The following is a 23,510-nucleotide window of genomic DNA, read 5'->3' as shown; positions in this document are numbered from 1 at the left end:
TCATGCCGCCACCTTCAGCGCGCCGGCGCGGCAGATCAGGACGCGGCCGGCGTCGATCTTGACCGGCACCGTCGGGGTGCAGCCCTTGTCTTCGCCCATCGCCTCGCCGGTCGCGAGCGCGATGCGCCAGTTGTGCAGCGGGCAGGCGACCGCGCGGCCATGGACGATGCCCTGGCTCAATCGCCCGCCCTTGTGCGGGCAGCGATCGGCCAGCGCGAACACCGCACCCTCGCCGGTGCGGAACACGGCGATGTCGTCGCCGCCGGTGACCTGTACCGTGCGGCTGCCGCGCAACGGGATTTCATCGACCCAGCCGATGTCGAGCCATTCGCCGGTCATGCCAGCACCTCCTGCTTCGGGGTGAAAGTCGCCATCGGCGCGTGCTGTTCACGGTCGGCCCCCGCGACCCGTGCTGCCCAGGGATCGTCCTGCATGAATTGCTGCGAGAACAGGAAGCGTTCGGCCAGCGCGTCGCGGCCCGCCGCATCGTCGACGATCCGCGACCGGACATAGTCGACGCCGACGCGTTCGATCCATGGCGCGGTCCGCTCGAGATAGCGCGCTTCCTCGCGGTACAACTGGATGAAGGCGGCGCAGTAGTGCATCGCCTCTTCCTCGGTCGCGACCTTGCAGAGGAAATCGGTGGCGCGGACCTTGATACCGCCATTGCCGCCGACCGACAGTTCGTATCCGCTGTCGACGCAGACCACGCCGAAGTCCTTGATGGTCGCCTCGGCGCAATTGCGGGGGCAGCCGCTGACCGCAATCTTGAACTTGTGGGGCATCCACGATCCCCAGGTCATGCGTTCGACCTTGACCCCCAACCCGGTTGAATCCTGCGTGCCGAAGCGGCACCATTCGGACCCGACACAGGTTTTCACCGTGCGGAGCGACTTGCCATAGGCGTGGCCGCTGACCATGCCGGCGGCGTTCAGATCGGCCCAGACGGCGGGCAAATCCTCGCGCTTGATGCCGAAGATGTCGAGCCGCTGGCCGCCGGTGACCTTCACCATCGGCGCGTCGTACTTCTCGACGACATCGGCGATCGCACGCAGCTCGCGGGGGTTGGTCAGGCCGCCCCACATGCGCGGCACGACCGAATAGGTGCCGTCCTTCTGGATGTTGGCGTGGAGGCGTTCGTTGACGAAGCGGCTCTGCTGGTCGTCCGTGTACACGCCGGGCAGCGCGCAGAGCAGATAATAGTTGAGCGCGGGGCGGCACGACGAACAGCCATCGGGCGTCGACCAGTGCAGCTTCTGCATGACCTCGGGGATCGAGCGCATGTCCTGGGCCACGATCTCGCGGCGGACATCGTCGTGGCCGAAGCTGGTGCACTTGCACATCGTCTTAGGCCCGGCCTCGACCTCGCCGCCCAGCCGCAGCGCGAGCAGCGTCTCGACGATGCCGGTGCATGACCCGCAACTCGCCGACGCCTTGCAGCCCGACCGGACCGCATCGAGGCTGTGCGCCCCGCCGTCGATGCACGCCAACACCTTGCCCTTGGTCACGCCGTTGCAGCCGCAAATCTCCGCATCGTCGGAGAGCGCCGCAACGGCGGACTTAGGGTCCGCCTGGGCCCCTCCCGAAGCGAAGGCCTGTCCGAAGATCAGCAGGTCGCGAATGTCGGCGACGCTTTCGCCCTTCTTGAGCAGGTCGAAATACCAGTTGCCGTCGGCGGTATCGCCGTACAGCACCGCGCCGACGATGCGGTCGTCCTTGACCACGACGCGCTTGTAGATGCCGCGGCTGGCGTCGCGCAGAACGATGTCCTCCGCGCCGTCGCCGCCGGAGAAATCGCCGGCCGAAAAGACGTCGAGCCCGGCGACCTTCAATTTGGTCGAGGTGACCGATCCGCGATAGCCGGTGTGTGCGTCGGTCAGCCCATCGGCCAGCGCACGGCACATGTCCCAGAGCGGTGCTACGAGGCCATAGACATTGCCGTCATGCTCGACGCATTCGCCGACCGCGAGGATGGCGGGATCGCTGGTGACCATATGATCGTCGACCTGGATGCCGCGCCCGACCGCAAGGCCGGCGTCGCGCGCCAGTGCCACCGACGGGCGGATGCCGACCGCCATCACCACCAGCGACGCGGGGATCAGCGTCCCGTCCTTCAGCCGCACGCCCTCGACATGCTCGCTGCCGACGATCTCGGCGGTATCGGCGCCGGTCAGGATCGTCTGTCCGCGCGCTTCGAGTGCCGACTTGAGCAGCCAGCCCGCCGCTTCGTCCAACTGCCGCTCCATCAGCGTCGGCATGATGTGCAGCACGGTGACCTTCATGCCGCGCAGCGACAGGCCATGCGCCGCCTCCAGCCCCAGCAGGCCGCCACCGATCACCACCGCATCGCCACCGCGCTCGGCGGCGGCGAGCATATGGTCGACATCCTTCATGTCGCGGAACCCGATCACGCCCGGCAGGTCCTTGCCCGGCACCGGGATGATGAACGGATCGGACCCGGTTGCGATCAGCAGCCGGTCATAGCCGGTGACCCAGCCCGACCGCGCGGTGACAGTCCTGGCCGCGCGGTCGATGGCGACGACCGGATCGCCGGACACCAGCTCGATCGCGTTCTGCGCGTACCAGTCGGCGTCGTTGATGACGATCTGTTCGAACGTCTTCTCTCCGGCAAGTACCGGCGACAGCATGATCCGGTTATAGTTCACATGCGGTTCGGCGCCGAAGATGGTGACCCGGTACCGATGGGGATCGCGCGCCAGCAGTTCCTCGACCGCGCGGCACCCGGCCATGCCGTTGCCGATCACGACCAGATGGTCGCGGGTGTCGACGCCGGGGGTGAGAGGTTCGTGTTTCATGGCTAGGGTCCGTGACAGGGGGATGGGGTTCAGATCCGGACGCCGTCGGCGGCGGTCCATTCGCGGCGCCAGCGGCCCTTGACGACGGTCAGCGCGGCGAAGGCGATCAGCGCGAGGCTGGCGAAGATCAGGAACCCGCTCTGGAAGCTGCCGGTCAGCTGCTTGGCGAGGCCGAGCGAGGAGGCGAGGTAGAAGCCGCCGATGCCGCCGGCCATGCCGACCAGCCCGGTCATCACCCCGATTTCCGCCGAGAAACGCTGCGGCACCAGCTGGAACACTGCGCCGTTGCCGGTGCCGAGCGCCAGCATGGCGAGGACGAACAGGGTCAGCGCCGCCTCGACGCTGTTCGCCTGTCCGACGCCGGCAAGGGCTGCCGCGGCGACCACGAACACCGCCGACAGCGCCTTCACGCCGCCGATCTTGTCGGCGAGCGCCCCGCCCATCGGCCGCACCAGCGACCCGGCGAACACGCAGGCGGCGGTGCAGTAACCGGCGGTGATGGTCGTCAGCCCGAACCGGTCGGTGAAGTAGATCGGCAGCGACGCGGCCAACCCCACGAACCCGCCGAAGGTGACGGCATAGAAGCCCATCAGCCACCACGCGTCGCCCTGCTTGAGCGGGCTGAAATATTCGGTCAGCTTGCGCGCCGGCGGTGCGTTCGGCGCGTCCTTGGCCATCACCATATAGGCGAGGAAGACCAGCGTCAGCGGGATGCAAGCGAGGCCCAGCACCGCGTTCCAGCCGAACAGCTTCGCCAGCGTCGGCGCGAACAGCGCGGCCAGCACCGTGCCTGAATTGCCCATGCCGGCAAGGCCCATCGCCTTGCCCTGATGCTCGGGCGGATACCAGCGGCTGGCAAGCGGCAATGCGATCGCGAAGCTGGCTCCGGCGAACCCCAGGATGACGCCCAGCGCCAGCGTGCCGGCAAAGCTGTTCACCCCCAGCGCCCATGCGCAGAACAGCCCGGCGATGACGATGATCTGACTGATCGCGCCGGCCCGCTTCGGTCCGATGCGGTCGACCAGCAGGCCGTTGACCACGCGCAGCAGCGCGCCTGCCAGCGTCGGCACCGCGACCATCAGTCCCTTTTGCGCCGGCGTCAGGCTCAGCGTCGCGGCGATATCGGGCGCGAGCGGCCCGAGCAGCACCCACACCATGAAGGCGAGGTCGAAATACAGGAATGCCGCGATCAGCGTCGGCGTATGGCCGCTCGACCAGAAGCTGTCCGGTTTGGCGGCGGCGGTATCGTCTTTCCAATAGGCGGTAGCCATGGCAGTTCCCCGAATGCGATGGACAAAGAAAAAGCCGCCCCGACGCGGCCCTGTTCGGGCGCATCGGGGCGGCTTCGTTGCCGTGTGGCGATCATCGATCGCCCGACGCTATCGGTCCCGCCGTTGGAACCGCATCGCGCTTATCTCGTGCCCGACGCCATTGCCGGACACAGGGAAGATGACTGATTCGCAGCCGCCGTGCAAGATGGTTTCGCAGTGCAGCACATTTTGCGACGAATGGAGTGGCCGGAGAACCGTTCGATCGCCCCGCCGGGTGTTCGACAGGCTACCCCCCACTGTGCATCAAGGTACATCAACGTGATGTAATCCAGTAGGCGTCGTCAGCAACAGCGTCGGCCACGACTCTGACACCGTTGCGGGTAGCTTCTTCGTAGCTTTTGCCGTCAACGCGCCGAAAATTACCGGTGACGCAAATACGGCCGGCGATGATGTCCGGATCGACATCAGGCGATATGATTACCGCAACTTCGCCATAAGGATTTTTGTCGAAGAGAAGTATTCTTCCGTTGTATGTACTTAGCTTTTCGCCACAGGCACGGACCGCCATCCCGATATGATTTTCGGGCATACTCCGGAGGGTGCTCACGCTCGGTTCCGTAATCTGCGTCGCGAACATAACTGCTACAATCATGCCCGTCGATATCTTCACGGCCATCCTCCTTCGACTCAAAGACAGTCGGGCAGTTGCGTTTATGGCCGCCCTGCCAGATACCCGGCAATATCATCGGGATCGAACGACCGTCCATCGAAGAATGGATCGCTGCCTAGCAACAGCCGCCCCTGCGTTGAACCGGCCGCCACTGTCCCGCCGATCGCGCCTTCCAGCTTCGAACTGGCGCCGGGCAGGGGCGCGTCCGATCCGGCCAGCGCCGCGCGGTACAGGTCGGGGCGGAACGTCGCTTGCGCGATGCGGGCCGCTTCGGCGTCGAACGGGGTCCCGTCCCAGCGGACCATCTGTGAATAGAGCCATGCCGCCTGGCTGCGCCATGGGAAGTTGGCGGCCTCGCGATACTGGAACATGAAGTCGGGGACGTGGAGCGGTTCGGCACCCGGAACGATCCGCACCCGGTCGCCGATCGCACGGGCGATCGGGTCGACCGGCGCGTCGAGATAGTCGGGGCGGGCGAGGATCGCGGCGCTGGCATCGCGTGTCGCGGGATCGATGAAATGCGCAGCGGCGGCGTGCAGCGCGCGGATCAGCCGCTGCACGACGTCGCCGCGCTCGACCACCGTTTGCTCACGCAGCACCAGCACCTTCTCGACGCCGCGCCGCCAGATCTGCGCGGTGACCAGTGCGATCCGCCCGACACCGCGATCGACCGCGACGCTGTTCCATGGTTCGCCGACGCAGATGCCGTCGACCTCGCCCACCGCCAGTGCATCGGCGGCGAAGGTCGGGCTGGTCGTTACGATCTCCACGTCATGGTCGGGACGGATGCCGACCGCCGCCAGCCAGTAGCGCAGCATATAATTGTGGCTCGAATAGCGATGGACGACGCCGAAGCGCAGCGGTCGCCCCGCCGCTGCCCGTGCCTGCGCCACCGCCTTTAAACGCGCGCCGAGCGTCACCGGATCGCCGAGGCCCTCGCCGTCGAGCACCTGTTGCGCCAGCGGCAGTGCCAGCGTGATCGCATTGCCGTTCAGTCCCAGTACGAACGGCACTGCGATCGGCACCGCCGGCCGTCCGCGACCTAGCGCGGTGGCGATGGCGAGCGGGGCGACCATGTGCGCGGCGTCGGTATGGCCATAAAGCAGCCGGTCGCGCACCGTCGCCCAGGTCATGTCGCGGACCAGTTCGATCTCCAGCCCCTCGGCCTCCGCAAATCCCTGTTCGCGGGCGAGGATGGGCAGGGCGGCATCGACCAGCGGCAGGAAACCGATGCGGACCTTGTCGTTGGCCATCACAGCCCTCCCATCAATGCGTCACTGGTCAGGATCGCATCGGCGATCTCGACGATCCGCCGGTTCGACCGCATCGCCTGTGCGCGCAGCAGCGCATAGGCGGCGGGTTCGTCGATCCCGCGCCTTTTCATCAGGATCGCCTTCGCCTTGTCGATCGTGGTGCGGTCGGCCAGCGCGCTCTTCGCCTCGACCAGTTCGGCCTGCAGCCGGGCGAATGCCTGAAACCGGCGGATGGCCAGGTCGAGGACCGGCTTGATCCGCTGTTTGGCGAGGCCGTCGACGATATAGGCCGAGACGCCGGCATCGACGGCGGCGGCGGTCGCCTCGGCATCGCTCTGATCGACGAACATCGCGATCGGGCGGGCGAGCGCGCGCGATACGGCGAAGAATTCCTCCAGCTCGTCGCGACTGGGATTTTCGAGGTTGATCAGGATCACCTCGGGCGCGGCCGCCTCGACATCGGCGACCAGCCGGCGGGTGCCGTCGATAACGACGATATCGTCGAGCCCCGCCTCGCGCAGCCCGTCCGAAATGATCGCGGCGCGTGTGGTGCTGGTGTCGATGATCGCGATCCGCATGATCCCGCTACCCCCCGGCTGTCGGTCCGATACGGCTGTGCCCCGCCATGCTGCGGTGCGTCAAGCTATAGCGCGGTGAAGCGGAAATCGCGGAAGCGCGCGGTGCCCTGTCCCGCCGAATATAGGCCGGGACGAAGCATCAGGAACCCGCCGCGGACATTGTGGTGATAGCCCGACACCTCCATCCCGCGATCGAAGCGCTGCCACGTCCGCCCGTCATCGCCGCTGGTGTGGTACGACACGATATGCCGGTCGTTCGTGACGCGCATCCGCATCCGAATTCCATGCGGATTAACGGGACGCCCGCGTTCGATGCCATATTGATGGGTGACGAAGCGCTGCGCGTCGAACCCCAGCCCGCAGTAGAGCTTGTCGTCGTAGAACAGGATAAGCCCTGCGGTCCCGCCGGGCGCGATTTCTATATCGCATTCGAAGCGATAGCCGGTATCGCCCGCGATCAGCAGCAGCGGCGCACCGTCCGACGGCGCCTTGCCCTTCGCATCCAGCAGCAGCGCGCCGTCCCGCACGCGCACCCGCGCCCGGTCGTCGGGCGCGGGGCGGAAGAAATTCCATTTGGTGCCGAGCGCCAGCGTCGTGAAATCGTCCGACAGTGCCTGCCCATGCCGCAGCGCCTGTCCGCCCTTCGGCTTGGCGATCGGTTGCGACAAGTCGCCGCCGGTCATGCGGAACCAGCCATCGGGCGTCCATTCGACGGGGTCGAGCAACGCCTGTCGCCCCAGCGTCCAAAAGCCATTCTCATAGCCATGATAGACCGACCACCAGCTGCCATCCGGTCCCTCGACCAAAGTCGCATGGCCGCGCGACCACCATCTTTCGGCGAGCGAGGTGGTGCGGACGATCGGGTTACCGGGATGATGCTGCCACGGGCCGTGGATCGATTTCGACCGCGCGGCGATTACCATATGCCCGGTCGGCGGTCCCGCGGTGCCGCCCACCGCGGTGACCAGATAGAAATAGTCGCCGTGGCGCGTGACCTTCGGTCCCTCGGGGCTGAACCCCTCGACATCCCAGCTGTCGGGATAGCGCCATGGATCATAAACATGCTCGACCTTGCCGACCGTTCTCAGTCCGTCGTCGGACAGGCGGATCCGGTCGCCGCCCGACAGGAACAGCCAGCGCGATCCGTCCTCGCCGACCGCATGGCCCGGATCGATATGGTCGGGCAGTTTCAGGTCGATCGGTTCCGACCATGGCCCGTCGATATGATCGGCCCAGATCACCCAGCTGGTCGTCGGGTTCTTGGTCGGGATGTATAGGTAATAGCGCCCCTTGTGCTTCGTCAGTTCGGGCGCCCACACCGCCCCGATATTTGTCGTCAGTGCGGCGGTGCGCGGCGTCCAGTTCACCAGATCGCGCGAATGCCAAATGACCAGCCCCGGATAGGAATCGAAGGTCGAGAAGGTCATGTAGTAATCGCGACCATCCTTCAGGATCGTCGGATCGGGATGATCCCCCGCCATCAGCGGGTTGAGGAACCGCCCGTCGCCCAGATCGGCAACACGCTGGTTGTCATAGCCGCGCCGATAGGACGGGGCGGGGGCAGATGCCGGAGCACCCGCTACGGGCAGGGCGGCGAGCGCGCCACCCAGCGCCGCGCCCGCCATCACCCCCCGCCGCGAGACGCCGCTCACATCTTCACCCGCGCGCCGACCAGCAGCGTGCGCCCGAAATGATTGTTCTCGTAATTGCGCCGCGCATCGACGTCGACGATGCGGCGGCGATAGGCGTCGGTCAGGTTCGTCCCCTCCAGCGACAGTTCGAGGAAGTCGGTCAGCTTGTAGCGGATCGACGCATCGACGTTCGCGATCGAGTCATAGCCTTCGAAGATATTGCCGGTCCCCGACCCGCCATCGACATAGGGTCCGCGATAGGCGACCGAGGTGCGCGCGCTGAACCGGTCGTCCTCGTAATAGAGCGTCGCGTTGAACTGGCGCTTCGACACATTGTAGAGCGTCTCGGTCCGCGTGACGGTCGGCAGCGCGCCGCCGGGCGTCGTCGCCGGACCCTGTTGCGTATAATCGGCTTCCGACCGGACGAAGGTCGCGTTCACAATCCCGCCGAAATTGCGCAGCATGCCCGGCAGGAAGCGGAACGGCGCCTGCAACGCGATTTCAATCCCGTCGAGCGACGCGCCCTGCCCGTTGCCGGTGGTCGAGATCGTCCAGATATCCTGCGATTGCAGCGCGGGGTTCAGTGCGGCGGGCGACGACGACACCAGCACCGATGGCGACAGACCGGTTTCGGTGAAGGTCCCGCTGCGCGCGACCGCGACCGGGAAGCTCGCGACGTCCTTGCGGAACAGCGCGACCGAGAAGGCCGATTGCGGGGCGAAATACCATTCGGCGGCCAGATCGTAATTGGTCGCGCGGAACGGGTCGAGGAACGGGTTGCCGGTCGTAACCCGGAAATTGAAGCCGTCCGCCGATCCCCCCGGCGTCAGATTGCCGAGCGACGGGCGGGTGATGACCTTCGCGATCGCACCGCGCACGATGATGTCGTTGGTCGGATACAGCGCGACGTTCATCGAGGGCAACCAATCCTCGTAATTGCGCTTCACCGTCACGTTGACGCCGCTGTTGATGCCGTAGGACGACTGGTTGGTGCGGACGTAGCGGATACCGGCATTGGCGGCATATTCGAGACCGAACACAGTGCCCTTGGCATCGAATTGCAGATAGCCGCCCTTCGTCTCCTCGACCACGCCGCGATTATTGCCGACGTCGAGCGCGAGCGGGCGGTCGTATAGGCCGGTAAAGTCGGTCACCGCATCGAAATTGGGAATCAGCCATTGCAGCGAGGTGCCCGATGGTGCGTTCGATCCCTTGAGGGTGAACAGTTCCGACAGCGCGTTGGTCGCCTGGAAGCCATAGATGGCGGTCGGGCCGAAGGCGGTGCTCGCCGAACAGGTGATGGTGCCGAGTACCAGATCGCGCCCGCCATTGCCGCACACCGCCGTGTCGCGGGTGAAGGCGGTGATATCATAGTCGTAGCGCCGCCACATGCCGCCGGCACGGACCTGGAACCCCTCTGCCACGTCCCATTCGGTGCGTAGCTGTGCCGTCTTGAACTGGTTCACCACGTCCGAGGGCCGGTCGCGGATTTCCGCGAGCTGGAAATTGGCGGGATCGGTGACGCTGGTGCCAAACGCTAGCAGCGGTGAGTTCTTGTCGCTGTAGTCGTAGCGATAGCCCTGCGCATCGCGATCGTCGAACACCAACGTCGTTTCGACCGGCACGCTGGCATCCGATTTGGAAACACCGCCGAGCAGGGTAAAACGGAACTTGTCGCTGACGTCCTGATCCCAGGTACCGCCGATCTGGTAGAATTCGGTCTGCGACTGGCGGAAATAATGTTCGGTGCGGACCCAGGCATCGTTCAGCGTCGCCGACACCATGTTGTTATTGTCGTCATAGGTCGGGTTGAGCACGTCGATCTGCCGCTCGTTCGATCGCAGCAGCACCTCGCCCCATTTCTCGCGACGATCGGCGCGGAAGCGCGAATAGAGACCGTCGATCGACACCTTGGTCGCATCGGTCGGCGACCATTGCACGCTGCCGGTCAGGCCCAGCCGTTCGCGGCTGTGCTCGACCTCGCCATAGCGCGGGATGCGCGGGTGGAAGGATAGGGCGGCTTGGTCGCAAGCGGCGCTGGCAATATAGGTGCCGCCCCGGTTCGGTGCGGTCCAACAGCGGGTGCCGTCGACCGAATCGAAGCGCGCCTGTGCCCAGCGGACGGTGTTGTTGCCGATCTCCTTGGTACGTGTGTCCTGATAGGCGGCCGAGATCGACGCGCCGAGCGTGCCGTCGGGCGACTTCCACCCGATCAGCCCGGCGAAGCGCGGACCGACCGTTTTCGACAGGTCGTTGTAATTGGCGACGGCGGACGCGGCGACGGTCAGGCCGGTCTTGCCCGCCAGCGGATTGCCGGTGTTGAGGTCGACGACCGCCCCCAGCGATCCTTCGTCCAGATCGGCCGACGCCGTCTTGTGCACGACGATCGAGCTGAACAGTTCGGATGCGAATACGTTGAAATCGAACGACCGGTCGCGATTGGCCGAGGCGCCATCGCTCGATGTCGTGACGGTTTCCAGCCCGTTGACCCGGACGCGGGTGAATTGCGCGCCGAGACCGCGCACGGTGATCGCGCGCCCTTCGCCGCCATCGCGCTGGATGGCGATGCCGGGAATGCGTTGCAGCGATTCGGCAAGGTTCTGGTCGGGGAACTTTGCGATATCTTCGGCGACGATCGCGTCGACCGCACCGACCGACTGGCGCTTCACGTTGAGCGCGGCGTTGAGCGACGCGCGAAAGCCGGTGACGACGATCTCCGCCTCGGCATCCTCGGTGGCCGTCGGTGCCGGATCGGTCCCGGTCGGCGCGGCGTCCTGCGCGTGGGCGGTGCCGGCCAGCGTGACCAGCGACGTGGCAGCCAGCAGTACGCAGACGATATGGCGGCGGTGACGAAATTGCATTGCAAACCCTCTCCCTGTCATGATGACACCGGGCGCATTCTGCTGGCGCCTGACCCCATCAACTGGTCGGCAAGGCGGAGAAAACCCCCCGCGCCACCGTCGAACCTTCTCCAGAACCACATTTCGGTCCCAAGAATCCGGTTTTGCCGTTTTCGGCTTGAGAAACCGGTGTCAAAGCGACATTGTGCCGTCACGACGAAGCTGTCAAGAAGCGCGCGGAGAGGAAATTTATGAACCGACTGACCTGCTTGGCCGTAATTGGCCTGCTGTCGATCGCGGGCACCGTGCTGTCGGCGTCGGCGCAGACGGCCCCGACTTCCACCACCGCAACCGCCTTCCCCGGCGCACAGGGCTGGGCGGCGGTGACGCCTGGCGGACGCGGCGGGCGCATCCTTCGCGTGACGACGCTGGCCGCTGATGGCGCCGGATCGCTCAAGGCCGCGCTGGAGGCGAAGGGGCCGCGCATCGTCGTGTTCGAGGTCGGTGGGGTGATCGATCTCGGTCGATCGACGCTGACCATCACCGAACCGTTCCTGACCATCGCCGGGCAGACCGCGCCGTCGCCCGGCATCACCCTGATCCGCGGTGGCATCGACATTCGCGCGCATGACGTGATCGTCCGCCACTTGCGCGTGCGCCCGGGCCTCGACGGGCAACCCAAGCGATCGGGGTGGGAGGTCGATGCGATGAACACCGTTTCGGCCCACAATGTCATCGTCGACCATTGCACGATGACGTGGGCGCTCGACGAAAACCTGTCCGCTTCCGGCCCGCGTTTCGACGGGGCGACGCCCGACGACTGGAGGCGCGGCACCAGCCACGACATCACCTTCAGCTACAATCTGCTGGCGGAAGGGTTGGCCGATGCCAGCCATCCCAAGGGCGAACATAGCAAGGGGTCGCTGATCCACGACAACGCGACCGGCATCCTGATCTGGCGCAACGTCTACGCGCATAATGTCGAGCGCAGCCCGTTGCTGAAGGGCGGGGTGCAGGCGGCGGTGGTCAACAACCTGATCTACGATCCGGCCAAGCGCGCGGTGCACTACAACCTGATGGCGCTCGAATGGGCGGGGCATGAATATCAGGAAGGCAAGCTGTCGGCGGTCGGCAACGTCATGCGCGGCGGGCCGTCAACCGATGCCGGGCTGCCGTTCCTGATGCTCGGCGGTGATGGCGACCTGCGCTATCACGGGCGCGACAATGTCGCGGTCGACCAGCATGGCAATCCGCTGCCGATGTTCGGGCGTTATGGCGTGACCCGCGCGAAATTGATCGAAGCGAAGACGCCGCCGGTCTGGCCGACGGGGCTGCCGGTGCTGCCAACGCAGGATGTCGAAACGCACGTGCTGGCCAATGCCGGGGCGCGGCCATGGGACCGCGACGCCGACGATATCCGCGTGCTGTTTTTCGTGGCCGAGGGTCGCGGAAAGGTGATCGACGACGAGCGCGAAGTAAGTGAATATCCGCATCCGGTGCCGACCACGGCACCTTTTGTCGATGCGGAATGGGATCTTACCACGATGGAGCCGAAATCGGGACGCTATCCGGGACAGAAGGGGCCGATCCAGGAATCGCTGTCGGCGCGCGACCGGGCGATGCGGCAATGATCCGGCGGATCGTCGTCGCGCTGGTGGCGCTGCTGTGTGCGGTGCCGGCGGTCGCAGCGCCGCGGGTGCTGCTGTTCCACCGCGCGACCGGGTTCGTACATGACTCGATTCCGACCGCCGTGGCGGCGCTTGACCGGTTGGCACGCGAGCGCGGGCTGGAACCGGTGGCGAGCGACGATCCGGCGGTGTTCGACGAGCCGATGGACTATGCCGCGATCGTGCTGGTGTCGACGACGACCGATCCCAAACGTGCCGAGAGTGAATGGTTCGTGGGGCCGCGCCGGGACGCGCTGCAACGCTATGTCGAGGGCGGCGGCGGGGTGGTCGCGATCCACGCGGCGGCGGACTCGCATTACAACTGGCCATGGTATGCGAAGATGATCGGCGGCCGCTTCGCCCAGCATCCCCCGGGCGTGCCGGAGGCGGAGGTGACGCGGTCGGCTGAGCGCCATCCGGCGATCGACACGCTGCCTGACAAGTTTCGTATCCCCGACGAATGGTATGGCTTTCGCGACCTGTCGACCGGTCTAGATTCGCTGCTAACCTTTGACCCACAGTCGATCGGGGCGAGCGACGTGAACCCCAAGCCGCTGGCGTGGGCGCACCGTGTCGGACAGGGGCGCGTCTTCTATACCGGGCTGGGCCATCGTAAGGAGAATTGGGCCGATCCGCGGCTGTTGGCGCATGTCGGCGGGGCGCTCGACTGGGCGACGGGACGGGCGAAGGCGCCGGCGATGGTCGTGATCGATGAGGCATCGACGCGGGTGGCGGAAGCGCCGCCGCATGGGCAGATCGGTTCGGGGACGGCGTGGCGGATCACCGACCGGGTGCCGGGCCGGACGATGGAGTTCCGCCGCCGGACGCTCGACCGGGGTGCCGCGATCGGGCTGCACCGGATCGACCATGACGAGGTGTATCAGGTCGTGGCCGGCGAGGGCGAGGTGACCAGCGACGGCGCCACCCGGCGCATCGGCGCGGGGACGACGGTGTATCTGTACAGCGGCGCCACGGTCGGGATCGCGCAGCGGGGGACGAAGCCGCTGGCGCTGGTCGTCGCCTACCCGATGGCCGCACCGGTGCGTTAGGTCCCGGGCTGGATATAGGGGAAGCGGGCGAAGAGTTCGCGTTCCCAGCCGCGGGGGTTGTCGGCGACGCGGCTGACGGTGTCGAAGAGCATCGTCTGGCGGCGGGGCAGGGTGTAGCGCGGCCAGTTTCCGCCGGGATTGCCGTGCCTTGCCAGCGAGACGAAGGCGGCCTGCATACGCTGCGACACTGCGCGGGCGGCGGGGCCGGTGCCGCAGACGGCGCCGGGGGCGTCGAGCGTGCCGAAGACCAGCGGGATGTCGTCGGTATGCGCGGCGCCGCCGCCGGGACGGATGGGCGAGCTGTAGTCGAGCTGATAGACCCAGGCGGGGACACCGGCGTCGGCACGCTGCTCCGCCTCGATCACCTGCCCCCGCCAGCTGCGCGCGGCTGTGGTCGCGGCGTAGAACAGGTCGTTGGGGGACAGGGTCGGGAAGCGTTGGCGATACTGGGCGACGACCCATTCGGGCGGGGCGTCGATCCGCAGCTGCGGGGCCATGCGGACGGCGAGATTGTCCCAGTTCAGCCCGCGCAGCACCGGGCCGTCGAGGGGGAGGAAGGCGCGGGTTTCGTCGCGGGTATTGCCGAGAATCAGCGGAATTGCGCGGCCTTGCGGGTGTGCGTCGGGCCAAAAGGGATGGCGATCGAGCGACCGCATGTCGAGGACCGGACCCATATAGACGCCGCCGCCGAGGATCGGGTCTTCGGCGTCGAGCGCGTCGATCAGGCGGGCGACGGGGAGGGTGGCGGCTTCGGCCGGGGTCGCTTTCAGGCGGGTCAGGAAGGCCTCTGCGCGGCGGGTGGCGTTTAGGGGGCCGGAAGCGGTGACCTGTTGGCCGCTCATCGTCGCGGCGGCGTGGAACAGCCCGCGGGCGGCGGGCATGGCCATGAGGGTCGCGATCTTCGCGCCGCCGCCCGATTGGCCGAACAGCATGATGCGGTTCGGGTCGCCGCCGAAGTTGACGATGTTACCACGTATCCATGCCAGTGCGAGCAGTTGATCGCGTTGTCCGACATTGCCGCTGTCGGGAAAGCGCGGGTCGAGCCGGGCGAGATAGAGATAGCCGAGCGCGTTCAGCCGGTGGTTGACGGTCACCACCACGACATCGCCCGAGGCGGCGAGATGATGGCCGAAAACCTGCGGTTCGACGACGGTGCCGTTCGAGTAGGCGCCGCCATGGAGATAGACCATGACCGGGCGGTCGGCCCCGGCGCGGGCCTCGGGCGTCCAGACGTTGAGGAACAGGCAGTCCTCGTCCTGGTTGCCGATGTTGGCACGTTGCGGACAGGAGGGGCCGAATTCGGTCGCAGCCTGTATCTCGCGCGATGGGGCGGGAGCGCCAACCGGTTGAAAACGCTGGCGGCTGGGGTCGGTGCCGTAGCGGATGCCGCGAAAGACGTGGATGCCAGCTTCGGTGGTGCCCCGCCAGCGGCCGGCAGGCGCGGTGACGACCGGGTCGGCGGGCGCGGCGCGGGCGGGGCGGACCAGCGCGAGGGCGGCGGCGCCGGCGATCACGTCGCGGCGGGTGGTCGATGGGGTCATGGGGCCTCTCCCTTACGTCCGAAGCCCGCGACCGATCGTGGGTGCTTCGATACGGGTCTTCGACTGCGCTCAGCCCCTACTCAGCACGAACGGGGGGTGGCGTTTGGGAGAAGGGTAATCGGTGTCATCCGCGCCCGCAAGTCATGCCTGCGGCTTGGCGACCGAGGCTCTGCGGATCAATGTCGAGACGAACATCGTCGGTTCGGCGGGCTCGGTGGCGTCGTCGTCATCCTCCTCGCCGATCAGTTTCAGCGCGGCGGCGCGGGCCATGGTCGCGATCGGCCAGCGGACGGTGGTGAGCGGCGGCCACAGGTGCGAGGCGATCGAGGTGTCGTCGAAGCCGACGATCGAGAGGTCCTCGGGCACGTCGAGCCCGCGCTGGCGGGCGATGTGCAACGCGCCCGCCGCCATTTCGTCGTTCGAGGAAAAGATCGCGGTCGGGCGCGGTGACAGGTCGAGCAGGCGTTCGGCGGCGCGCATCCCCGATTCGAACTGGTAATTGCCCTGCGCGATCCACGTCCGCTGCACGCCGAGACCGGCGGCCTCCATCGCCTCCTCATAGCCCTGTTGCCGTTCGAACGCCGAGCGAAAGCCGTGCGGGCCGGCGATCATGCAGATGCGGCGATGCCCGGCGGCGAGCAGATGGTCGATCGCGCCGCGCACCGCCTCGCGATCGTTCGACGATACCATGTGGGCGGGATCGTCGAACGCGGCCGAGCCCATGCGGACGTAGCGACAGCCGATCTGCGCACACAGATCGGCGAGCAGGTCGTTTTCGGAGATCGGCGGCAACAGCATGACGCCGTAGGGTCGCTGGCGTTCGAGGAAGCGGCGGATTTCGTCGCGCATGTCGGGCGCGCCGCGATCGACCGGGTGGACCAGCAGTTCGAATTCGGTGTCGCGCAATACCTCCAGCAAGCCCTGCTGCACGCGCAAGACCATCTGCGCATTGGGATTGTCGTGGATCAGCGCGATCAGGAAGTTGCGGCGCAACGCCAGTGCCCGCGCTTGCGGATTGGGGATATAGCCCAGCTCGGCGATGACCGCCTGTACCTTTTCCCGGGTGTCGTTGTTCAGCAACGGCGACTGGTTGATGACGCGGCTGACCGTCTTTTTCGAGACGCCGGCAAGTCGGGCGACGTCGTTGATCGTCGGTTGGCCGCTTTTCTTCATGGATCAGCGATAGCTTGGGGCGCGGCATCCGCCAATGTCCCACCCGGACGATTTTGTACCCTTGTTACTGACACCGGTTTCCGTTAGCCAATGCAGGACTATGGAGCGAGGCAGGGGCATGGATAATCGCGATCGGATCGCGCACGCATTCGTCGGTGCGCGGCAGCAGGCACGCGGACTGCCGGCCTATCCGGGCGAGCCGCCGACGACACTCACGGAAGCCTATGCGATTCAGGACCGGGCGATCGCGATCGACGGCCGGCAGGTGGTCGGGTGGAAGGTCGGGCGGATCAACGCACCGCTGGACGCTACGCTCGGCAGCAACCGGCTGGCCGGGCCGATCTTCGTCGATCAGGTCGTCGGGGTCGAGACCGAGGACTTGCCGGTGATCGCCGACGGGTTCGCCGCGGCCGAGGCGGAATATTGCGTACGGATCGGGCGGTCGTCGGGCGGGCTGTCCTCCCTGACGCTCGATCAGGCACTTGACCTGGTCGATGCGGTGCATGTCGGGGTCGAGATCGCCAGTTCGCCCTATCCGGGGATCAACGCCGACGGGCCGGTGGTGACGATCAGCGATTACGGCAATAATTTCGGGTTGTTGATCGGTGAGGAAGTGCCGGGTTGGCGCGACCTGACGTTCCTGGACTGGCCGGTGGAGGCGCGGATCGACGGCTCGGTCGTCGGCCGGGCAAGCGCACGGACGATGCTCGACGGGCCGATCGGCGCGGTGGCGTTTCTGGTCGATTGTCTGGCGGTGCGCGGGCGGACGCTGGAGCCGGGGCAGTGGGTGTCGTCGGGCGCGGTGACGGGGGTGCACCAGATCGCGCCGGGGCAGCGGTTCGAGGCGGAGTTCGGGGATATGCGGGTCGCGTGCGGGATCGTGGCGGCGGGGGAGCGGGTTGCGGGGTGAGGTTGGTTGGTTTTGTCCCGAACGAAAAGCGTGCCGATTTAGGCCCTGTCCGTTCGTGCTGAGTAGGGGCTGAGCGAAGTCGAAGACCCGTATCGAAGCACTCGTGGCGGTCCTTCGATACGCCCTTTCGACTTCGCTCAATGGCTACTCAGGACGAACGGTTACCTGCTCCATCGCGCTTGGGTGGCTCCTGATGCGCCGGACCAGGCAAGTTCCCGGTCTTCGCCGGACGATGCGAGGCGGGATGGGAAGGAAGACACACGAGATCCCCGGCCAACGGGGGCGCGAAAGAAGCGATCGGTAATCGTCCGATCGCAACGCAAGTGGAGGCGAGGCATGGAAGGTGACGGGATCGAGCGCGCGGCAGGCCGGGCGGGGCGGTATCGCTGGGGGATCGTCGCGCTGCTGTTCATGGCGACGGTCATCAACTACGTCGACCGCCAGATGATTGGCGTGCTGAAACCCACGCTGTCCAAGGATCTCGGCTGGACCGAGACCGACTTCGCCAACGTCATCTTCTTTTTCCAGCTGGCCTATGCGATCGGCTATATCGGGTTCGGGCGGATCGTCGACGTGATCGGCGCGCGCATGGGCTATGCGGTCGCCTTCGTCATCTGGCAGGTCGCGCATATCGCCCATGGCGGCGCGTATAGCGTGACGCAGTTCGCGCTGGCGCGCTTTGGCCTGGGCATCGGTGAGGCGGGCAATTTCCCGGCCGGCATCAAGGCGGTGACCGAATGGTTTCCGGCCAAGGAGCGGGCGTTCGCGATCGGCGTGTTCAATGCCGGGGCCAATGTCGGTGCGATCATCACGCCGCTGGCGGTGCCGTTGCTGACCGTCGCCTATGGCTGGCGGATGGCGTTCGTGGTGACGGGCGTGGTCAGCCTCGTGTGGCTGGTCGCGTGGCTGATCTTCTATCGTAGCCCACGCGAGCATCGGAAGGTGTCGTCGGGTGAGCTGGCGTGGATCGAACAGGACCCCGCCGATCCGGTGCAGCCGCTGCCGTGGCGGCGGCTGATCGCGAAGCGCGAGACCTGGGCCTATGCGCTCGGCAAATTCTGTATCGATCCGATCTGGTGGTTCTTCCTGTTCTGGCTGCCGGGCTATCTGGGCGACCGTTATGATCTCGACCTGTTGAGTTTCGGGCCGCCGTTGGTCGTGATCTATCTGTTGTCCGATCTGGGCAGCGTCGCCGGCGGGTGGCTGTCGTCGCGGCTGATCGCGCGGGGGCGGACCGTCAATTATGCGCGCAAGGTAACGATGCTGGTCTGCGCGATCGCGGTGCTGCCGGTGTTGTTCGCGCAGTCGATCGACAATCTGTGGGTGGCGGTGCTGGTGATCGGGATCGCGACCGCGGCGCATCAGGCATTTTCGGCGAACCTTTATACGTTGCCGTCGGACCTGTTCCCGCGCGCGGCGGTGGGATCGGTGGTCGGGATCGGCGGGACGGTCGGTGCGGTCGGCGGCATGTTGATGGCGAAATATGCCGGCTATGTGCTGGATAGCATCGGCAGTTACGCGCCGTTGTTCTTTGTCGCGGGGTCGGCGTATTTCGTGGCGTTGGCGTTGGTGCATGTGTTGTCGCCGCGGTTGGCGCGGGTGGAGGGGGCGTAAGGCCGTCCAGTATCATTCCGTTCGGTTCGAGCAGCTTCGAGCGAAGTCGAGAAGTGACCGTCGAGAACGGGTTGCCCCAAACGGCGGGTTCTCGACAGACGCTTCTCGACAGGCTCGAAGCTGCTCGAACCGAACGGGGTTGTCCGGGGAATGGGTTGGAAAATGGCGCGGTCAGCCCTTTGCCAACCCCATCACCACGTCCCATTCCGCTTCCGTCACCGGCGACACCGACAGCCGCGACTGGCGGAGCATTGCCATGTCTTGCAACCCGTCCGCGTCCTTCATAGCCTTGAGCGTCACCGGGCGGGGCAAAGGCCGGTCGGGTTCGACGCGGACCGATACCCAGCCTTCGTCGCCATCCGCCTGCGCCGTTCGCGCGATGCGGGCGATGCCGACCGCGGCCTTGTCCTTGCCCGAATGATAGAAGAGCGCGCGGTCGCCGGCCGCCATTGCGCGCAGGTGCTTGGCGGCGGCATGGTTGCGTACGCCGTCCCATTCGGTGCCGCCGTCGCGGACCAGATCGTCCCAGCCATAGCTGTCGGGTTCCGATTTCAGCAGCCAGTACGCCATTGCCATGCCCCTCCACGATAAACCGCCGGTGAATATAGCATTCCGCGTGCGTTCAGTCGCTTCCTGCCATCACCCGACCATCGGCGCAGGTGCGTCGACGTGAGACGGGGCGGCACGGCCCCCACGCATGTTGAGGAGATTGGCATGAAGACCTTGCTGACCAAGGCGGGTTTGGGGCTGTCGCTGGCGGCGACCGCGCTGACCGCCGCCGCCCCGGCCGAGGCGCAGTGGCGTCGCGGTTATGACCGTGGCTGGGACCGGGGCTATGATCGCGGTTGGGACCGCGGCTGGCACCGCAATCGCGGCAATGGCGGCGCGGCCGTCGTGGCGGGCATCGCCGGCCTGGCGATCGGTGCGGCGCTGGCGTCGAGCGCGAACGACCGGCGCTATCGCGACCGCTATTATCGCGATCGCGGCTACGCCTATGATTATGACGATCGTTTCTATCGCCAGCGCGGCTTCTATCCGAACGACGGCTATTACGCCTATCGCTACAATGATTACCGGCGTTGCTGGGTCGAACGGCGCTACGATCCCTATTACGACCAGACGGTGCGCGTCCGGGTGTGTAATTGATAGCTGGGGCGGGGGACGGTTCCCCCGCCCTTTGCACTTGGCGGGCGGGCCGTTTTGCGGCATGGGCCGCGCCCATGACTGATACGCCCCCCGATCGCCTCTCGATCAATCCGCGCAGCCCGCATTTCGACCAGCCCGTGCTGGAACGCGGCATCGGCATCCGCTTCAAGGGTGTCGAGCGCAACGATGTCGAGGAATATTCGATCTCCGAAGGCTGGATCCGCGTCGCGCTCGGCAAGAAGGTCGACCGCAAGGGGCAGCCGCTGACCATCAAGCTGACCGGGCCGGTCGAGGCCTATTTCCAGACGCCGGCCGAAGGTGCGGAAGCTGCCGACGAGGCGAAGGCGGACGACGCCGAGTAAGCCGCTTCGGTAGGGGCGTCGCCCCAGCGCAGGCTGGGGCCTCGTGCGGCTTGGAGCGCGCTCAATTACCGGGAGATCCCAGCCTGCGCTGGGATGACGCTATTTTTCTTCCCGCTCCATCCGCTTGCCGACATGTTGTTCGCCGCGTTTGGCGGCGAGCGTGACCTGCCGGTGGCGCTCCGCCTTTGCCGCGAGCGTTGCTGCGTCGCGGGTACCGGCGCAGGCGGGGCATTGGACGCCCTCTTCGAACAACGGCGAGGCGCGGTCGTTGCCGTTGATCGGCATGCGACAGCCGCGGCACAGATCGTGGGTGCCCTGCGCCAGCCCATGACCGATGGCGACGCGTTCGTCGAACACGAAACATTCGCCCTGCCACGCGCTTTGCTCGGCCGGCACTTCCTCCAGATATTTCAGGATGCCGCCGTCGAGGTGGTAGACCGCGTCGACGCCCTCGCTCTTCAGGAAGGCGGTCGATTTTTCGCAGCGTATGCCGCCAGTGCAGAACATCGCGACCTGTTTCTTGCCGGCGAGCAGGGTTTCGCGGTTGGCGCGGAACCAGTCGGGAAAGTCGCGGAAGCTGTCGGTCTGCGGATCGACCGCGCCCGCGAAGGTACCGACCTTCACTTCATACGCATTGCGGGTGTCGATCACGACGGTCTCCGGATCGGCGATCAGCGCGTTCCAGTCGGCGGGCGCGACATAGGTGCCGACGATCGCCGTCGGATCGGTGCCGGGCACGCCCATCGTCACGATCTCGCGCTTCACCCGCACCTTCAGCCGGTGGAACGGCATGGTGTCGGCGGTGCTGAACTTCGGCGTCAGGTCTTCGCAGCCGGGCAGGGCGCGGATCGCGGCCAGCGCGGTGGCGATGCCGTCGGCGCTGCCGGCGATGGTGCCGTTGATCCCTTCGGAGGCGATCAGCAGCGTGCCGCGAATGCCGGCGCGAACAAGAACCGCCTCCATCGCGTCGCGAATGTCCTGCGGATCGGCTACGCCCGTGAAGCGGTATAGCGCCGCGACTTGAATGTCGGTCATCAGTGGACGAAGCGCGCCACCACGTCGCGATACGAGCGGCTGACCTTCACCTGCGCGCCCGATTCGAGGATCAGGAAACATTCGCCATTGGTGTGCGGCTTGACCTGCTTGACGAGGTCGAGGTTGACGATGGTCGAGCGATGGACGCGCTGGAACCGGCGCGGATCGAGGCGCTTTTCGAGGTCCTTCATGGTTTCGCGCAGCACCAGCGAATTGTCGCCGGTGTTGATTACCATGTAATCGCCCGCCGCCTCGATCATCTCGATCGTGTCGACGTCGACACGGAAGATCTGGCCGCGATCCTTGATGTTGATGAGCTTTTCGAAGCGGTTGGCGCCGTGCGCGTCGTCGCCGCCGCCATCAGCCGCCTCCATCTCCGCCGCGGTGTCGGGGGCGACCTCGGCGAGCACTTCCTTAAGCTTCTCGACCTCGGCCTGCCCCCGCTTTTCGGACAGGCGCTGACGTACGCGGTCGAGCGTGTCGGCGAGGCGCGATTCCTCAACCGGCTTCATCAGATAATCGACCGCCTGCGCCTCGAACGCGCGGATCGCGTGGTCGCTGTACGCGGTCACGAACACCACCAGCGGCGGTTCGACCTCCATCAGTCCCTGCACGACCGAGAAGCCGTCGAACCCGGGCATCTGGATGTCGAGGAAGACGAGGTCGGGCTTGTGGGTCTTGATCGAACGGATCGCTTCGCGGCCGTTCTGGCATTTGTCGATGATCTCGACATCCTCATGCGCCTGCAACCGCAGTTCGAGGCCCTGAATCGCCAACGATTCGTCGTCGACAAGGATGGTACGGATGGTCATGCAGCCTCTTTGGTAACGTCTTGCGTCTGGAACGGCAGTTCGATCTCGACCACGAACCCACCCCCGCTGCCCGAACGGGTGTCGAACCGATGGTCGGGGCCATAGGCCTGCGCCAGCCGGTCCCGGATATTCTGAATGCCGACACCGGTGGAAAGCGTCGGCCGCTTCGGTCCGTCGATCAAGCCGGGGCCGGTATCGGACACGGCGATCTGCACCCGATCCCCGGCCAGTCGAGCGGTGATCGCGATATCGGCGCCATCCTCCTGCGGCGTCACCGCATATTTGATCGCGTTTTCGACCAAGGGCTGGAGCAGGAGCGAGGGCAGCCGCGCATGCGCGACGCGGGCGTCGATATCGAAACTGGTACGCAGGCGATCTTCGAACCGCATCTTTTCGATATCGAGATACAGTTTCAGCGTTTCAACCTCCTGCTCGAGCGTGACGTGCGCGGTCGGTTCGTTGGCGAGGGTATAGCGCAGGAACGACGACAGGCGGCTGAGCATCACATTCGCCTTCTCGGTCTGTTTGAGCAGTACCAAGGTCGAGATCGAATTGAGCGTGTTGAACAGGAAATGGGGGTTCAACTGATAGCGCAGCATGGCGAGCTGCGCGGTCGATGCCTGCATCTCCAGCATCCGCATCTCGTCGACCTGTTGTTCGACGACCAGATAGAAATTGATGCCGAAATAGGCCGCCGACCAGCCGGCCAGCACGGTGAAGTTGATGAACAGCGTGCCGAGCACCAGCGAGAAGCTGACATCGGGCGATACGTTGCGGATGAAGGTGAAGACGAACGCGTCGATCAGCGAATAGGCGAAGGTCGCCGCCGACAGGGTGCACAGCGTCAGGAAGATCGCCGGCACGCGCGGCAGCGAGCGGTAATAGCCGTAGAGCACGCTCATCAGCAGCGTCAGGCAATAGCCGACGATGACCTCGACGATATTGGCCAGCACGCTCTTGAGCGACGCGGCATTCGACAGCGTCGAGACGGAGCGCAGGATCAGATAGCCGGTCCAGCCGGCGGCCTGCAGCAGCCAGAAGGCGCGGTTCTTCTGTTCGAAGAAGGGGCGCGAGAAAATGGCGGGCTTAAGCGTCATGCGCTCCGTCGCAAGTGTGGCCCCCGGCTGCCGTCATATCGCGGC

20 protein-coding genes are annotated in these 23,510 nt (G+C 66.0%); 6 read left to right on the top strand and 14 right to left on the bottom strand.

What is annotated here, in order from left to right; all coding sequences use genetic code 11:
* The 8 genes from nirD to ACTHQV_RS09605 form a co-directional block, all read right to left on the bottom strand.
* Positions 1-339 carry a nitrite reductase small subunit NirD gene (gene nirD / locus ACTHQV_RS09640; protein ID WP_440489890.1) on the bottom strand — a complete coding sequence of 113 codons (339 nt, stop codon included), beginning with the start codon at positions 337-339 and terminating at the stop codon, positions 1-3.
* Positions 336-2,816, bottom strand: coding sequence for a nitrite reductase large subunit NirB (nirB, locus tag ACTHQV_RS09635; protein ID WP_440489888.1), 2,481 nt, complete (start codon positions 2,814-2,816; stop codon positions 336-338). The genes nirD and nirB overlap by 4 nt, the downstream gene beginning before the upstream one ends.
* Positions 2,817-2,845: 29 nt before the next feature.
* Positions 2,846-4,087 carry a nitrate/nitrite transporter gene (locus ACTHQV_RS09630; protein WP_440489886.1) on the bottom strand — a complete coding sequence of 414 codons (1,242 nt, stop codon included), beginning with the start codon at positions 4,085-4,087 and terminating at the stop codon, positions 2,846-2,848.
* A gap of 313 nt (positions 4,088-4,400) precedes the next feature.
* Entirely contained in the window at positions 4,401-4,757 is a 357-nt protein-coding gene (locus ACTHQV_RS09625) for a hypothetical protein (RefSeq protein WP_440489885.1), read from the bottom strand.
* 41 nt (positions 4,758-4,798) lie between these two features.
* Positions 4,799-6,010, bottom strand: coding sequence for a CmpA/NrtA family ABC transporter substrate-binding protein (locus ACTHQV_RS09620; protein WP_440489883.1), 1,212 nt, complete (start codon positions 6,008-6,010; stop codon positions 4,799-4,801).
* A complete protein-coding gene (locus ACTHQV_RS09615) occupies positions 6,010-6,588 on the bottom strand; it encodes an ANTAR domain-containing response regulator (RefSeq protein WP_440489881.1) in 579 nt (192 codons plus the stop codon). The genes ACTHQV_RS09620 and ACTHQV_RS09615 overlap by 1 nt, the downstream gene beginning before the upstream one ends.
* Positions 6,589-6,653: 65 nt before the next feature.
* Positions 6,654-8,213, bottom strand: coding sequence for a family 43 glycosylhydrolase (locus ACTHQV_RS09610; protein ID WP_440489952.1), 1,560 nt, complete (start codon positions 8,211-8,213; stop codon positions 6,654-6,656).
* Positions 8,214-8,236: 23 nt separating this feature from the next.
* Complete coding sequence (locus ACTHQV_RS09605; protein WP_440489879.1) at positions 8,237-11,080, bottom strand: TonB-dependent receptor; 2,844 nt, start codon at positions 11,078-11,080, stop codon at positions 8,237-8,239.
* A gap of 230 nt (positions 11,081-11,310) precedes the next feature.
* Between ACTHQV_RS09605 and ACTHQV_RS09600 the strand changes: the two genes are divergently transcribed.
* Together ACTHQV_RS09600 and ACTHQV_RS09595 are read left to right on the top strand one after the other, a co-directional pair.
* The gene (locus ACTHQV_RS09600; RefSeq protein ID WP_440489877.1) at positions 11,311-12,690 is read left to right on the top strand and encodes a pectate lyase family protein; all 1,380 of its coding nucleotides are present in this window, start codon (positions 11,311-11,313) and stop codon (positions 12,688-12,690) included.
* Positions 12,687-13,775, top strand: coding sequence for a ThuA domain-containing protein (locus tag ACTHQV_RS09595; protein ID WP_440489876.1), 1,089 nt, complete (start codon positions 12,687-12,689; stop codon positions 13,773-13,775). The genes ACTHQV_RS09600 and ACTHQV_RS09595 overlap by 4 nt, the downstream gene beginning before the upstream one ends.
* Here the strand turns inward: ACTHQV_RS09595 and ACTHQV_RS09590 are convergent.
* Both ACTHQV_RS09590 and ACTHQV_RS09585 read right to left on the bottom strand, forming a co-directional pair.
* Positions 13,772-15,316 (bottom strand): carboxylesterase/lipase family protein, encoded by a 1,545-nt coding sequence (locus ACTHQV_RS09590; protein WP_440489874.1) that lies wholly within the window; start codon positions 15,314-15,316, stop codon positions 13,772-13,774. The genes ACTHQV_RS09595 and ACTHQV_RS09590 overlap by 4 nt on opposite strands.
* A 141-nt stretch (positions 15,317-15,457) precedes the next feature.
* Positions 15,458-16,489 carry a LacI family DNA-binding transcriptional regulator gene (locus tag ACTHQV_RS09585; RefSeq protein WP_440489872.1) on the bottom strand — a complete coding sequence of 344 codons (1,032 nt, stop codon included), beginning with the start codon at positions 16,487-16,489 and terminating at the stop codon, positions 15,458-15,460.
* Positions 16,490-16,607: 118 nt separating this feature from the next.
* Between ACTHQV_RS09585 and ACTHQV_RS09580 the strand changes: the two genes are divergently transcribed.
* A complete protein-coding gene (locus ACTHQV_RS09580; protein ID WP_440489871.1) occupies positions 16,608-17,399 on the top strand; it encodes a 2-keto-4-pentenoate hydratase in 792 nt (263 codons plus the stop codon).
* Positions 17,400-17,735: 336 nt separating this feature from the next.
* Complete coding sequence (locus ACTHQV_RS09575; RefSeq protein WP_440489870.1) at positions 17,736-19,013, top strand: MFS transporter; 1,278 nt, start codon at positions 17,736-17,738, stop codon at positions 19,011-19,013.
* A gap of 171 nt (positions 19,014-19,184) precedes the next feature.
* Here ACTHQV_RS09575 and ACTHQV_RS09570 read toward each other — a convergent pair whose 3' ends face one another.
* Complete coding sequence (locus ACTHQV_RS09570; protein ID WP_440489950.1) at positions 19,185-19,583, bottom strand: EVE domain-containing protein; 399 nt, start codon at positions 19,581-19,583, stop codon at positions 19,185-19,187.
* A gap of 144 nt (positions 19,584-19,727) precedes the next feature.
* Between ACTHQV_RS09570 and ACTHQV_RS09565 the strand changes: the two genes are divergently transcribed.
* Together ACTHQV_RS09565 and ACTHQV_RS09560 are read left to right on the top strand one after the other, a co-directional pair.
* Positions 19,728-20,159, top strand: a complete 432-nt coding sequence (locus ACTHQV_RS09565) for a hypothetical protein (RefSeq protein ID WP_440489869.1) — start codon at positions 19,728-19,730, stop codon at positions 20,157-20,159.
* Between the two features lie 74 nt (positions 20,160-20,233).
* Positions 20,234-20,521 carry a DUF3297 family protein gene (locus ACTHQV_RS09560; protein WP_440489868.1) on the top strand — a complete coding sequence of 96 codons (288 nt, stop codon included), beginning with the start codon at positions 20,234-20,236 and terminating at the stop codon, positions 20,519-20,521.
* A gap of 99 nt (positions 20,522-20,620) precedes the next feature.
* On the opposite strand, the gene trhO is transcribed toward ACTHQV_RS09560, so the two are convergent.
* The 3 genes from trhO to ACTHQV_RS09545 are packed head-to-tail and all read right to left on the bottom strand — an operon-like array spanning position 20,621 to position 23,465.
* Positions 20,621-21,556, bottom strand: coding sequence for an oxygen-dependent tRNA uridine(34) hydroxylase TrhO (gene trhO, locus ACTHQV_RS09555; RefSeq protein WP_440489866.1), 936 nt, complete (start codon positions 21,554-21,556; stop codon positions 20,621-20,623).
* On the bottom strand, positions 21,556-22,368 hold the full coding sequence (locus ACTHQV_RS09550) for a LytR/AlgR family response regulator transcription factor (RefSeq protein WP_056506582.1): 813 nt from the start codon (positions 22,366-22,368) through the stop codon (positions 21,556-21,558). The genes trhO and ACTHQV_RS09550 overlap by 1 nt, the downstream gene beginning before the upstream one ends.
* Positions 22,365-23,465 (bottom strand): sensor histidine kinase, encoded by a 1,101-nt coding sequence (locus ACTHQV_RS09545; RefSeq protein WP_440489865.1) that lies wholly within the window; start codon positions 23,463-23,465, stop codon positions 22,365-22,367. The genes ACTHQV_RS09550 and ACTHQV_RS09545 overlap by 4 nt, the downstream gene beginning before the upstream one ends.
* Positions 23,466-23,510: the final 45 nt, after the last annotated feature.

It is taken from the genome of Sphingomonas sp. SAFR-052, assembly GCF_051965015.1.
Classification (GTDB): Bacteria; Pseudomonadota; Alphaproteobacteria; order Sphingomonadales; family Sphingomonadaceae; genus Sphingomonas.
The sequence above is the reverse complement of the archived record's forward strand: the minus strand, read 5'-3'. Positions and strand labels throughout refer to the sequence as shown.

Bases quoted from the DNA above. Each gene is read 5' to 3' on its own strand.
- nirD (WP_440489890.1), bottom strand. From the start codon at position 339: ATGACCGGCGAATGGCTCGACATCGGCTGGGTCGATGAAATCCCGTTG.
- nirB (WP_440489888.1), bottom strand. From the start codon at position 2,816: ATGAAACACGAACCTCTCACCCCCGGCGTCGACACCCGCGACCATCTG.
- ACTHQV_RS09630 (WP_440489886.1), bottom strand. From the start codon at position 4,087: ATGGCTACCGCCTATTGGAAAGACGATACCGCCGCCGCCAAACCGGAC.
- ACTHQV_RS09620 (WP_440489883.1), bottom strand. From the start codon at position 6,010: ATGGCCAACGACAAGGTCCGCATCGGTTTCCTGCCGCTGGTCGATGCC.
- ACTHQV_RS09615 (WP_440489881.1), bottom strand. From the start codon at position 6,588: ATGCGGATCGCGATCATCGACACCAGCACCACACGCGCCGCGATCATT.
- ACTHQV_RS09610 (WP_440489952.1), bottom strand. From the start codon at position 8,213: ATGGCGGGCGCGGCGCTGGGTGGCGCGCTCGCCGCCCTGCCCGTAGCG.
- ACTHQV_RS09605 (WP_440489879.1), bottom strand. From the start codon at position 11,080: ATGCAATTTCGTCACCGCCGCCATATCGTCTGCGTACTGCTGGCTGCC.
- ACTHQV_RS09600 (WP_440489877.1), top strand. From the start codon at position 11,311: ATGAACCGACTGACCTGCTTGGCCGTAATTGGCCTGCTGTCGATCGCG.
- ACTHQV_RS09595 (WP_440489876.1), top strand. From the start codon at position 12,687: ATGATCCGGCGGATCGTCGTCGCGCTGGTGGCGCTGCTGTGTGCGGTG.
- ACTHQV_RS09590 (WP_440489874.1), bottom strand. From the start codon at position 15,316: ATGACCCCATCGACCACCCGCCGCGACGTGATCGCCGGCGCCGCCGCC.
- ACTHQV_RS09585 (WP_440489872.1), bottom strand. From the start codon at position 16,489: ATGAAGAAAAGCGGCCAACCGACGATCAACGACGTCGCCCGACTTGCC.
- ACTHQV_RS09580 (WP_440489871.1), top strand. From the start codon at position 16,608: ATGGATAATCGCGATCGGATCGCGCACGCATTCGTCGGTGCGCGGCAG.
- ACTHQV_RS09575 (WP_440489870.1), top strand. From the start codon at position 17,736: ATGGAAGGTGACGGGATCGAGCGCGCGGCAGGCCGGGCGGGGCGGTAT.
- ACTHQV_RS09570 (WP_440489950.1), bottom strand. From the start codon at position 19,583: ATGGCGTACTGGCTGCTGAAATCGGAACCCGACAGCTATGGCTGGGAC.
- ACTHQV_RS09565 (WP_440489869.1), top strand. From the start codon at position 19,728: ATGAAGACCTTGCTGACCAAGGCGGGTTTGGGGCTGTCGCTGGCGGCG.
- ACTHQV_RS09560 (WP_440489868.1), top strand. From the start codon at position 20,234: ATGACTGATACGCCCCCCGATCGCCTCTCGATCAATCCGCGCAGCCCG.
- trhO (WP_440489866.1), bottom strand. From the start codon at position 21,556: ATGACCGACATTCAAGTCGCGGCGCTATACCGCTTCACGGGCGTAGCC.
- ACTHQV_RS09550 (WP_056506582.1), bottom strand. From the start codon at position 22,368: ATGACCATCCGTACCATCCTTGTCGACGACGAATCGTTGGCGATTCAG.
- ACTHQV_RS09545 (WP_440489865.1), bottom strand. From the start codon at position 23,465: ATGACGCTTAAGCCCGCCATTTTCTCGCGCCCCTTCTTCGAACAGAAG.